This window comes from Pseudomonas synxantha (assembly GCF_900105675.1).
Lineage (GTDB): Bacteria > Pseudomonadota > Gammaproteobacteria > Pseudomonadales > Pseudomonadaceae > Aquipseudomonas > Aquipseudomonas synxantha.
In genome coordinates, this window is record NZ_LT629786.1 from 485,189 (window position 1) to 497,256 (window position 12,068).

The 12,068-nt window shown below is 57.8% G+C and carries 11 protein-coding genes and 1 pseudogene; 5 read left to right on the forward strand and 7 right to left on the reverse strand.

Annotation, left to right across the window (positions count from 1 at the left end; all coding sequences use genetic code 11):
* Positions 1-5: 5 nt before the first annotated feature.
* The 3 genes from BLU48_RS02335 to argH all read right to left on the reverse strand — a co-directional run bounded on the left by BLU48_RS02335 (position 6) and on the right by argH (position 3,208).
* Positions 6-770: an amino acid ABC transporter ATP-binding protein gene (locus tag BLU48_RS02335; RefSeq protein ID WP_034108897.1), complete on the reverse strand. Its 765-nt coding sequence runs from the start codon at positions 768-770 to the stop codon at positions 6-8.
* A gap of 24 nt (positions 771-794) precedes the next feature.
* Complete coding sequence (locus BLU48_RS02340; RefSeq protein ID WP_057013616.1) at positions 795-1,673, reverse strand: amino acid ABC transporter permease; 879 nt, start codon at positions 1,671-1,673, stop codon at positions 795-797.
* 107 nt (positions 1,674-1,780) lie between these two features.
* A complete protein-coding gene (gene argH / locus BLU48_RS02345; RefSeq protein WP_057023886.1) occupies positions 1,781-3,208 on the reverse strand; it encodes an argininosuccinate lyase in 1,428 nt (475 codons plus the stop codon).
* A gap of 193 nt (positions 3,209-3,401) precedes the next feature.
* Here argH and BLU48_RS02350 point away from each other — a divergent pair, with 193 nt between their 5' ends.
* A complete protein-coding gene (locus tag BLU48_RS02350) occupies positions 3,402-4,361 on the forward strand; it encodes a LysR family transcriptional regulator (RefSeq protein WP_057023887.1) in 960 nt (319 codons plus the stop codon).
* A gap of 92 nt (positions 4,362-4,453) precedes the next feature.
* On the opposite strand, the gene BLU48_RS02355 is transcribed toward BLU48_RS02350, so the two are convergent.
* The 3 genes and pseudogenes from BLU48_RS02355 to BLU48_RS02365 form a co-directional block, all read right to left on the reverse strand.
* Positions 4,454-5,101, reverse strand: coding sequence for an HAD-IB family hydrolase (locus BLU48_RS02355; protein ID WP_057023888.1), 648 nt, complete (start codon positions 5,099-5,101; stop codon positions 4,454-4,456).
* Between the two features lie 72 nt (positions 5,102-5,173).
* Positions 5,174-5,347, reverse strand: a pseudogene (locus BLU48_RS02360) (HNH endonuclease); the annotation flags it as partial.
* Positions 5,348-5,409: 62 nt separating this feature from the next.
* Entirely contained in the window at positions 5,410-6,660 is a 1,251-nt protein-coding gene (locus tag BLU48_RS02365; protein ID WP_057023889.1) for a ribonucleotide-diphosphate reductase subunit beta, read from the reverse strand.
* A gap of 478 nt (positions 6,661-7,138) precedes the next feature.
* Between BLU48_RS02365 and vapB the strand changes: the two genes are divergently transcribed.
* On the forward strand, positions 7,139-7,369 hold the full coding sequence (gene vapB, locus BLU48_RS02370; protein ID WP_043050337.1) for a type II toxin-antitoxin system VapB family antitoxin: 231 nt from the start codon (positions 7,139-7,141) through the stop codon (positions 7,367-7,369).
* Positions 7,366-7,779, forward strand: coding sequence for a type II toxin-antitoxin system VapC family toxin (locus BLU48_RS02375; RefSeq protein WP_043050338.1), 414 nt, complete (start codon positions 7,366-7,368; stop codon positions 7,777-7,779). Before vapB ends, BLU48_RS02375 begins: the two co-directional genes overlap by 4 nt.
* A gap of 157 nt (positions 7,780-7,936) precedes the next feature.
* Here the strand turns inward: BLU48_RS02375 and BLU48_RS02380 are convergent, their stop codons facing one another.
* Positions 7,937-8,206 carry a DUF2790 domain-containing protein gene (locus BLU48_RS02380; RefSeq protein WP_046069194.1) on the reverse strand — a complete coding sequence of 90 codons (270 nt, stop codon included), beginning with the start codon at positions 8,204-8,206 and terminating at the stop codon, positions 7,937-7,939.
* 397 nt (positions 8,207-8,603) lie between these two features.
* Here BLU48_RS02380 and acs point away from each other — a divergent pair, with 397 nt between their 5' ends.
* Complete coding sequence (acs, locus tag BLU48_RS02385; protein WP_057023890.1) at positions 8,604-10,559, forward strand: acetate--CoA ligase; 1,956 nt, start codon at positions 8,604-8,606, stop codon at positions 10,557-10,559.
* Positions 10,560-11,240: 681 nt separating this feature from the next.
* Positions 11,241-12,026, forward strand: coding sequence for an ABC transporter substrate-binding protein (locus BLU48_RS02390; RefSeq protein WP_057013611.1), 786 nt, complete (start codon positions 11,241-11,243; stop codon positions 12,024-12,026).
* Positions 12,027-12,068 lie beyond the last annotated feature (42 nt).

A 12,068-nucleotide genomic window follows, 5' to 3' on the forward strand; every position in this document is an offset into this window, starting at 1 on the left:
TTTAGTTAAGTGCGAACGGCAGAAATAAAGCTTTGGGTACGCGGGTTTTGTGGGCTTATTAGAATTTCTTCCGGGCTGCCGGCCTCCACAATCTGGCCAGCATCCATAAACACCATGCGGTTGGAGACTTCGCGGGCAAAGCCCAGCTCATGGGTGACCACGATCATGGTCATGCCAGTGGTAGCCAAGTCGCGCATTACCGACAGCACTTCGCCTACCAGTTCCGGGTCGAGGGCTGACGTGGGTTCGTCAAACAACATCAGCTTGGGGCGCATCGCCAGCGCACGGGCAATCGCCACGCGTTGCTGCTGCCCGCCGGACAACTCCACCGGGTAGGCATTGCGCTTGTCCGCCAGGCCGACGCGGGCCAGTAGCTCCAGGGCATCTTCGATGGCTTCCTTGGGTGAGCGCTTGAGCACTTGGCACGGGCCTTCGATGATGTTTTGCAACACGGTCATGTGCGGGAACAAATTGAAGCGCTGGAACACCATGCCGGTGGCCAGGCGTTGGCGGGCGATCTGCACTTCATTCATCTCATGCAGCTTGTTGCCGACCACCCGGTAACCGACCAGCTCGCCATCGACCCACAGGCCGCCCTTGTCGATTTTTTCCAACTGGTTGACGCAGCGCAGCAACGTGCTTTTACCCGAGCCGGATGGGCCGATGATGCACATCACCTCGCCTTGCTCGACTTCGATATTGATGTCACGCAGCGCGTGATACTGGTCGTAATACTTGTTCAGGTTGACGGCCTTGACGATGCTTCTCATGGGGCAAATCTCCTCAACCCAGGCTTACGAACGCTTGCCGGCGCCGCGGGCAAAACGACGCTCGAGGCGGCTTTGACCAAATGAAAGAACGGTCACCACCGCCAGGTACCAGATACCCGCCACCATCAGCAGCTCCATGACCCGCGCGTTGGCGTAGTAGATGTTTTGCGCGTTGTGCAGCAGCTCCGAGTACTGAATCACGCTGGCCAGGCTGGTCATTTTCACCATGCTGATGAACTCGTTGCCTACCGGAGGAATGATCACCCGCATGGCCTGCGGCAGAATGATCCTGCGCAGCGCCTGCAGGCTCGGCATGCCGATGGACTTGGCGGCTTCGTACTGGCCGGTATCCACCGACAGCAAACCGGCGCGCACCACCTCGGCTGTATACGCGCCCTGGTTGATACTCAAACCGAGCAGGGCGGCCACGAACGGCGTCATCAAGTCGACGGTGTCGATGCTGAACAGGCCGGGAATCGCGATCACCGGGAAAATCAGCGCCAGGTTGAACCACAGCAGCAACTGCAGAATCAGCGGCGTGCCGCGAAACAGCCAGGTGTAGGTGATAGCCACGTAGCGCAGGATCGGGTTGGCCGACATGCGCATGATTGCCGTGATCACGCCGATTACCACACCCAGCGCCATCGCCAGGATCGACATGATGATGGTATTGGCCAAGCCCCACAGGATCGCTTCAGACGTCAGAAACTGCCCGATGTAGGACCATTCGATCTGGCCGTTGGCGAATGCGCGTAGCAGCGCTGCCAACACGATCACGATCAACGTGGCAAAAAACATCCGCCCGTAATAGCGCCGCGGCACGTGTTCATACTGGGTGATATCGAACTGGTTCTCGGACAACTTGCGCTCTATTTCCAAGCGCTCGGCCGGGGTTTGGTTCATGGTGATTCTCCAAAACTATTAACGCTCTAACTGCTGTAACGCGGTCCAAATGTGGGAGCTGGCTTGCTCGCGAAAGCGCCAGCCCAAACACCACAAATCTCTCTGCCTTAAATTCTGAATCCCTGATAACGCTCAACCCATTCCTGCTGAGCCGCCAACGCCACCTTCAACCGCCCAATCTGCTCGCGAACCCGCTCCGGCGCCGTCCCACCCCAGCCACTGCGCGCCGCAATCGCCGCCTCCAGGGTCAAGCAGTCGCGCACCTCGGGCGTGAGCCGCGCATCCACCTCCGCCAACATCGCCGGCGAGGCTTCCCACAACTCAATTTCATGCTTCTCACAGGCTTGCACCAAGGCGCCGGTAATCTCGTGCGCCTCTTTGAACGGCACGCCACGGGTCGCCAACCAATCCGCCACTTCCGTCGCCAAGGTAAAGCCCATCGGCGCCTGACGCCGCAGCTCGTCGACCTGCACCTTCATGGTCGCCACCATCCCGGCCATAGCCGGTAACACCAGCAGCAAGGTGTCCACACTGTCCAGCACACTGTGCTTGTCTTCACTCAAATCGCGGTTGTACGACAGCGGCAAGGATTTAAGCGTCGACATCAACCCGGTCAGGTTGCCAATCAAGCGGCCGGCCTTGCCCCGTGCCAACTCGGCAATATCCGGATTCTTCTTCTGCGGCATGATCGAACTGCCGGTGGCGTAGGCATCGTCCAGCACCACCCAGCGAAACTGCTGCGATGACCACAGGCAAAACTCCTCCGACAGCCGTGAAATATTCACCCCGAGCATGCCCGCTACAAACAGGAACTCCGCCACATGGTCACGGCTGGCGACCGCGTCAATGGAGTTTTCGCACGGCCCGGTATAGCCCATTTCCTTGGCCGAATGCTCCGGCTGGCGGGCAATCGCTGACCCTGCCATCGCCGCTGCACCCAACGGCGACAATGCCGTACGCGCATCCCAGTCCACCAAGCGCTGCACATCCCGCAACATCGACTGCGCATGGGCCAGCAAGTGATGGGCGAATACAATCGGTTGCGCCTGCTGCAAGTGGGTAAAGCCGGGGCAGATACTCTCGATATGCTGCTCGGCCTGCGCCACCAATGCTTGCTGCAAACCCAACACCTCGGTGGTGATGGTGCGCGCATGGTCGCGTAGGAAAAGGCGCAAATCGTTGGCCGTCTGGTCATTGCGCGAACGTCCGGCCCGCAACTTGCCGCCCAGGGCGCCCAGGCGCTCGGTCAATACGCGTTCGATAAAGGTGTGCACGTCCTCGTCATCCAGGGTCGGATGCAGGCGGCCGGCGGCGAAATCATCACCGATACGGTCCAGGGCTTCGAGGGTCCGCAGGGTCTCCGACTCATCCAGCAACCCGGCGCGCTGCAACTCTCGGGCATGGGCACGGGAGCCGGCCAAATCGTAGGGCGTCAGGCGAAAATAGCGCTCAGGGCAGCGCGACAACGCCGCCAAGGCGGCAGACGGACCGGTCTTGAAACGAGCGCCCCAAAGGCGGTCGGTGGGCTGGGACATGGGTGTTCCTCACGCTTGTTTTTAGAAGAGTCGGAGGCAGTAACAACAGAATTTCATCGATGCAGAACCAGCGTCTGACGCGCCGTATTCAAGGTTGCCAAGGGCGGATGTTTATGTTCATTATCGCCGCCTGGCTATGTTCAAGGATTGGGTTGAAGCCTGTTGAATATGGCACTTGAGGTCAACGCGTATTATGGAAACTCCACTTTCCACTTCTGGAAACCTGCCACCCAAACCCGGTACAAGGCCGCCCCTGCAACTGAGTGGTTTGGACTTCAAACTGCTGCGGGTATTTATGGCCGTGGTCGAAGCCGGTGGTTTCAGTGCCGCGCAAAACGAACTGAATGTGGGCCTGGCGGCGATCAGCAAACAGATCTCCGACCTCGAGATTCGCATCGGCATGCGCCTGTGTACACGGGGCCGGGAAGGCTTCGGGCTGACCGAAGAAGGCAAGTTGGTGTATCAAGCGTCCATCGAGTTATTCACCTCGGTGGACAGTTTTCGCGACAAGCTTAGTTCAGCTCAAAATGAGCTGATTGGCGACCTTAGTGTCGGCGTTATTGATAACACCGTTTCTGACGTTAATTCCCCGCTGATTACCGCTTTGGGTAACTTACATCGGCAATCGCCAAAAATAAGATTACGCCTACATGCCTCGCAACTGGACGAAGTGGAACGCGGCGTCGTCGAAGGCCGCCTGATCGTCGGCATCGTCCCCGTGTACCAGCGCCGTGAAGAATTCGACTACTTCCCGCTCTACGAAGAAAAGGCCCACGCCTACTGCGCCGTAGGGCATCCGTTGTTCACTGCGAGCGATATTACGCCCGAGGTCTTGCGCCACTATGAGGTGGTGAACCATCGGTATGCGATCCATCGCGACAAGGCCACCTTCGTCAACTACGACAGCCAGTCAGCCTCTGCCTCCCAGGTTGAAGCCGTCGCCATCCTGATCCTCACCGGCCGCTTCCTCGGCTTCCTGCCGGAACACTACGCCGCGCCACTGGTAAGGGAAGGGCGCCTGCGCGCACTGTGCCCGGAGCAGGTTCACCTGAGCACCGTGTTCAACCTGATCCTGCGCCACAACGCGCCGAGAAGCCCGATGGTCAAAGCCTTCGCCACAGCCTTGGGCGTGGACCTAAAGGCGCCGATCTAAGCCCCGCCAAAGATCAAATGTGGGAGGTGTCGAGCTTTAGCGAGGCTCCGATGGGATCGCCTCGGTCCCCCCGCCAACCCCACCCACCCGCGTCACCGCTGCAACCGAGCCCGCTTTTTCTTCTTCGCATGAAAATGCCGAAAATGCGCATCCTGCGCTGCCGCCAACAACTCCCGATCCCCCCGCGTATCGCCCCAGGCCCGCAGCCGATACTCGCCCAAATCCCCATACACCGCCTCAAGCCGCAGTACCTTGTTCTCACAACGGCAATTATTCCCGGTGAGCTTGCCGGTCAACACCCCGTCGACCACCTCAAGCTCAGTCCCAATCAACTTGATCCCAAGCCGATCGGCAAATGGCTGCAACACCAACGCCGGCGACGCCGAGCACAGCGTCACCACCGCCCCCGAGCCCAACTCCTGCTCCACCGACAACACCCCCGCCGGGCGCATCAACCGCGCCCAATTACGCTGGCAATACTCCTCGGCCTTCTGCTGCACCCACGTCTTCTCCACCCCGGTCATAAAGGTGCGGATCAACTGCGCCTTCAACTCATCCCGGCTGATCTGCCGCACCAAAAACCGCAGTCCAGGTACCGCCAGCTTGACCATCCGGCCATAAAACTCACCGGGGCCAAAGGCAAACTTGAGGAAGGGCACGAAACTGTCGTGGTGGGTGAGGGTGCCGTCGAAGTCAAAGACGGAGAGTACTTTGGCGTCAACGGGGCCGGCTTCGAGCATGTCTGGGTTCACGGGTTGGCCTCGGTCCTATCTAGTATTTTTTGTGCATGCATCAGGTGTGACAGCAGGAGTCTACTCCCGTGCCAATCTTCCGATCTTGGCGTAAAGCCCTTCGGTGAAAGCGTCCCGATCACTCGACCGGTGACAACGCTGATGGCAGTTGGGGCACAAGGCTACAGCATTGGTGATGCGATCCGAACCCTTCTGGACGAGGTGCTTGACGTGATGTGCTTCAAAAAGTGGCAATTGAACGCGCATAAAAAAGCCCTGAGCGAGTCAGGGCTTTATGGTGTTGCTCGGCTCAGGAATCAATCCCAGCTCAACGCCCCACCCGTCTGATACTCAATCACCCGAGTCTCAAAGAAATTCTTCTCTTTCTTCAAATCCATAATCTCACTCATCCACGGGAACGGATTCGTCGTCCCTGGGTACTCTTCCTTCAAACCAATCTGCGACAACCGACGGTTAGCAATGAACTTGAGGTAGTCCTCCATCATCGCCGCGTTCATGCCCAACACGCCGCGAGGCATTGTGTCACGAGCGTATTCAATCTCCAGCTGCGTCCCCTGCAAAATCATCTGGGTCGCTTCTTCTTTCATCTCGGCATCCCACAGGTGTGGGTTTTCGATTTTGATCTGGTTGATCACATCGATACCGAAGTTCAGGTGCATCGACTCATCGCGCAGGATGTACTGGAACTGCTCGGCCACGCCGGTCATCTTGTTGCGACGGCCCATGGACAGGATCTGGGTGAAGCCGCAGTAGAAGAAGATGCCTTCCAGTACGCAGTAGTAGGCGACCAGGTTGCGCAGCAGTTCCTTGTCGGTCTCGACCGTGCCGGTTTCGAACTTCGGATCGGAGATCGAACGGGTGTATTTCAGGCCCCAGGCGGCTTTTTTAGCGACCGATGGAATCTCGTGGTACATGTTGAAGATCTCGCCTTCATCCATGGCCAACGATTCGATGCAGTACTGGTAGGCGTGGGTGTGGATCGCTTCTTCGAAGGCTTGGCGCAGGATGTACTGGCGGCATTCCGGGTTGGTGATCAGGCGGTACACGGCCAGCACCAGGTTGTTGGCGACCAACGAGTCGGCGGTGGAGAAGAAGCCGAGGTTACGCATGACGATGCGGCGTTCGTCGTCGGTCAGGCCTTCGGGGGTTTTCCACAGGGCGATGTCGGCGGTCATGTTGACCTCTTGCGGCATCCAGTGGTTGGCGCAGCCGTCGAGGTACTTCTGCCAGGCCCAGTCGTACTTGAAGGGTACGAGTTGGTTGAGGTCGGCGCGGCAGTTGATCATGCGTTTTTCGTCAACGGCGACGCGGGCGGAGGCGCCTTCGAGTTCGGCGAGGCCTTCGGCGACGTCGAGTTTGTCCAGGGCAGCCTTGGCGCGCACGATGGCGGCCGAGTCACTGGCGGTGACGGCGCGGGCTTCGATGGCGGCAGCGGCGCCGGCACCGTCGAGGCGGTCCATGTTGGCTTCGGTGGCGTGGCCGGCGTTGGCGCCTTTAGCGGCTACTTCGCCTTCTTCTTCTTTGTCGAATTCGTCCCAGCTCAGCATGACGTGTCGTCTCCTGCGTGAGGGCTCAAAGGTGCCCGTGTGAAACCGGATGGTTGGGTGTTCACACGGCCCAATGGCCGCGGTGGATCTTAAGGAATCGTTTGTTGCAGCTAGCGCACGCATTAAACGGAATAGGGCTACGGGTGCTCTGCGTGAGGCTTGAGGTGCGCAGCGGTAGGTGCAAGCTCGCGCGGGATGCCTCAGGTCTGGCTCTTCATCCCAGTGTAAAGGGATATTGCAGGCCCGATTTACCCGCGCATTATAGGGAAAAATTTGGGTTTGTGTTGTGGCGGATGGTCACTGATCAGAGACAAAAAGGACGCTTTTTAAGTCGGGGTGAGAGTTTACGGGGTGTTGCTGCCGCAAGTTTTTTAGCAACTGGCACACATCTCCGATTGTCGGCGAATTGCCATATGTCTTGCATAGGCTTCTACGTATCTCTACATTGCATATGTCAGGCATAGGTAGGAGCTGAATCATGCGCACAGTCTCGATTTTTAAAAACGGAAAGAACCAGGCTATTCGATTCCCAAACGACATGGCCTATGAGGGAGTCGGCGAACTCGAAATCACCCGCAACGGAGATACGATTACGTTGCGACCTGTACGACCTAGCTGGGGGTCGTTGCGTGAACTGCCCAAGGCGGACGAAGATTTTCTACAGGAGCGTCAGGACGTTATTGGCGATGAAGGCAGGTTCAATCTGTGACGACATACATGCTGGATACCTGCATTTGCTCATTCATCATGCGTGAACGGCCAGAGTGTGTGCTTGAGCGACTGGCATTGGAGGTCGCGAGGAGCAATCGAATCGTGATTTCGGCCATAACCTATGCCGAAATGCGATATGGACAGATTGGGAAAAAGGCTTCGCCCAAACACAAGACGTTAGTCGATGAGTTTGTGAAGCGGCTCGATGAGGTATTGCCTTGGGGCTTGGCAGCGGTGGACGCGACGGTTGAGGTGAAGCGAAGCTTGACTGGGCAAGGGTCGATCATCGGTCAAAATGACACGGCGATAGCCGGGCATGCAATTGCTGCGGGATGTACGTTGGTAACCAACAACGTCCGGGAATTCAGTCGTGTAGCGGGGTTGTCTTACGAGGACTGGGTTCACTGAAAGATCGGATGGCATCGGTACGGCTGGCGCCGCTATCGGGAGCAAGTCGAATCGTCTCACCGCCCCTCCCACAGTTTGATCGCGGAGGCGTCAGGAATCGAGCCTTTGCCGCAAGAACGATTTCTTGCGGCGAATAAGCTTCCAACTTGAATCGCTGTTATCCGTTAGAACAACCATTGCCCATCACGTGATAATTAAGAATATGCCGCTGACCTTGTGAGTCTTCATATTCCATCTTCACCGGTACAACTTCGCATACTTCCGGGATGTTGCTCATGGATAATACTTTGGCCACATCCAAGTGAGTGCTATAGGTGTAGTCCTCAACGATCGGTGCATTCTGGCCAGCCAGCTCAGTCGGGGCCTCGTCGGCCAAGGCGGCGGTGGCGCACAGGCTGCTGAGGGCCATAACTAATAAAGCTTTCATTTCTTAATTACCTTCTTCAGGGCGAAAGGGGTCACGGGGCCCTTGTGAGGCCGCGTGTGTAACTTAAAAGTTGGGAAGTTCGGATTAACGTGCCTTCGTGGGGGCTGTTACGTTGTTAATCACAGTGCCTTGGTTGGCGGAAGTGATTCTAAGCCTGCGGGTTATATTCATATACCCGTGCTTTTGATAAACACCTTTGGCGGTTTTTGTAACAATCGGTCAATCAAAGTTTTTTCAATCACCCGCAAAGCGCCACAGGCTGCGGGCCAGAGCGGTAAACCGGCATAGCAGGGCAATTTGTAGGGTCTTGTTACTACCATCGTCGAATGGTTCTATAGGCCCACCCCGGCTACAACAGGGGCCATACAACAACAACTATGTCACCGAGGTAAGAAAGATGAGTGCGGCTTCCCTGTACCCCGTTCGCCCCGAAGTAGCAGCCAACACGCTGACCGACGAGGCAACCTACAAGGCCATGTACCAGCAGTCGGTGGTCAACCCCGATGGCTTCTGGCGTGAGCAAGCCAAGCGCCTTGACTGGGTCAAGCCTTTCACCGCGGTGAAGCAGACCTCGTTCGACGACCACCATGTCGACATCAAGTGGTTCGCCGATGGCACCTTGAACGTTTCCTACAATTGCCTGGACCGTCACCTGGCCGAGCGTGGTGACCAGATCGCGATCATCTGGGAGGGCGATGACCCTGCCGAGAGCCGCAATATCACCTACCGCGAGTTGCATGAAGAAGTCTGCAAGTTTGCCAACGCCCTGCGTGGGCAGGATGTGCATCGCGGCGACGTGGTGACTATCTATATGCCGATGATCCCCGAAGCCGTGGTCGCCATGCTGGCCTGTACTCGCATCGGTGCGATCCATTCGGTGGTATTTGGCGGTTTCTCCCCGGAAGCACTGGCCGGTCGCATTATCGACTGTAAGTCGAAGGTGGTGATCACCGCCGACGAAGGCATCCGCGCCGGTAAGAAGATTCCGTTGAAGGCCAATGTCGACGACGCCCTGACCAACCCGGAAACCAGCAGCATCCAGAAGGTCATCGTGTGCAAGCGCACCAACGGTGCGATCAAGTGGAACCAGCATCGCGATATCTGGTACGAAGACCTGATGAAAGTGGCGGGCACCGTGTGCGCGCCCAAAGAGATGGGCGCAGAAGAAGCGCTGTTCATCCTCTATACCTCTGGCTCAACCGGCAAGCCTAAAGGCGTACAGCACACCACCGGCGGCTACTTGCTGTATGCAGCTCTGACCCACGAGCGTGTGTTCGACTACCGCCCAGGCGAAATCTACTGGTGCACCGCCGATGTCGGCTGGGTCACCGGTCACACCTATATCGTCTACGGCCCGTTGGCCAATGGCGCGACCACCCTGTTGTTCGAAGGCGTGCCGAACTATCCGGACATCACCCGGGTGGCGAAGATCGTCGACAAGCACAAGGTCAATATCCTCTACACCGCACCGACGGCGATCCGCGCCATGATGGCCTCCGGCACCGCCGCCTGCGAAGGCGCCGACGGCAGCAGCCTGCGCCTGCTCGGCTCAGTGGGCGAGCCGATCAACCCGGAAGCCTGGGACTGGTACTACAAGAACGTCGGTCAATCCCGTTGCCCGATCGTCGACACCTGGTGGCAGACTGAAACCGGCGGCAACATGATGAGCCCGCTGCCGGGCGCCCATGCGCTCAAGCCGGGTTCTGCGGCACGCCCGTTCTTTGGCGTGGTGCCGGCATTGGTGGATAACCTGGGCAACCTGATCGAAGGCGCCACCGAAGGCAATCTGGTGATCCTCGATTCGTGGCCGGGCCAGGCGCGTACGCTGTACGGCGACCACGACCGCTTCGTCGATACCTATTTCAAGACCTTCCGTGGCATGTACTTCACCGGTGACGGTGCCCGTCGTGACGAGGATGGTTACTACTGGATCACCGGGCGTGTGGATGACGTGTTGAACGTGTCCGGCCACCGCATGGGCACCGCCGAGATCGAAAGCGCCATGGTCGCTCACCCGAAAGTCGCCGAGGCGGCGGTGGTGGGTGTGCCGCATGACATCAAGGGGCAGGGCATTTATGTCTACGTCACCCTGATCGGTGGCGAGGAACCGAGCGAGCAGTTGCGCCTGGAACTGAAGAACTGGGTGCGCAAGGAAATCGGCCCGATTGCTTCGCCGGATGTGATCCAGTGGGCGCCGGGCTTGCCAAAGACGCGCTCGGGGAAAATCATGCGGCGCATTCTGCGCAAGATTGCCACGGGTGAGTATGACGGGTTGGGGGATATCTCCACCCTGGCCGATCCAGGGGTGGTGGCGCATTTGATTGAGACGCACAAGACCATGAACGTCGCGTAAGGCGCAGTTGGTGGGAAAGAGCCCCATTCGGTGTGAGCCGGGTGGGGCTTTTTAATGAGGTCTTGAAACTAACAAGAAACCAATGTGGGAGGGGGCTTGCTCCCGATTGCGGTGGGTCAGTGCCAGATATACCGGCTGACCCGCCGCTATCGGGAGCAAGCCCCCTCCCACATTTGGATTGCACTCCATGGCGAGCATTGATGACGCATAACCACCAAACCAATAAATATCGATTTCCACGGTAGGACGTTTCAGAATGTTACCGCCAGGCGCAAATGTGTAACCTCCCGGCCAAACCTGGGGCATTGCACCACGCCTGCGCTCCTAAAAACTGCGTTTTAGACACCCTGATAAATAAGATTAAACGCCACACTTGCCGTGCCAGAAGGGTTTGCGAATAATAGGCCCGCAATTTGCAGTACCAATGGGTTTAATATCTTTTGTCTCTGCACAAAATCCAGAGGCTGTCAATGTGCTGGAACCGCTTTCTCAGTGCTTCTGTAAATTGTTGTCGCATTGAGGAAATATCGGCTTCCGGGCTGTCGTTAGAATGCCGATCACTCGCTCGTCGTCGCAGGTGTTGCCCGCGCAGGACGCAGCACCGCTATTCGGTTACACCTTCGCCGCATCGTGGGCCATGGCTCATACTGCTGTTTTGCCCCATACCGATGGAGTCCCAAGATGAAGAAACTCGTGCTGTTGGGCGCCCTGGCGCTGTCCGTGCTGTCCATGCAGGCTTTCGCCGAAGGCAAGCCACTGAAAATTGGTATCGAAGCGGCTTACCCTCCGTTTGCCTCGAAGGCGCCGGATGGCAGCATCGTCGGTTTTGACTACGACATCGGCAACGCCCTGTGCGAAGAGATGAAGGTCAAGTGCACCTGGGTCGAACAGGAATTCGATGGCCTGATCCCGGCGCTGAAAGTGCGCAAGATCGACGCGATCCTGTCGTCCATGTCCATCACCGAAGACCGCAAGAAATCCGTGGACTTCACTAACCGCTACTACCTGACCCCTGCGCGCCTGGTGATGAAGGAAGGCACTGCCGTCACTGAAAGCCTGGATGAATTGAAGGGCAAGAAGATCGGCGTGCAGCGTGGTTCGATCCACGACCGTTTCGCCAAGGAAGTCCTGGCCCCTAAAGGTGCCACGGTCGTGCCTTACAGCTCGCAGAACGAGATCTACCTGGATGTGGAAGCCGGTCGCCTTGACGGTACCGTGGCCGATGCCACCCTGCTGCAGGAAGGTTTCCTTGATACCCCAGCCGGTAAAGGCTACGGGTTCACCGGCCCGTCCTTCACCGACGCCAAGTACTTCGGCGACGGCATAGGCATCGCGGTTCGCAAAGGTGACAAGGAAAACTTGGAGCGCATCAACGCTGCCATTGCCGCGATTCGCGCCAACGGCAAGTACAAGGCCATCCAGGACAAATACTTCAACTTCGATATCTACGGCCCGGAAACCAAGTAAGGACTCGCGGCTGTCTGTCCAGAATGGCGCAAGCACCAGAAT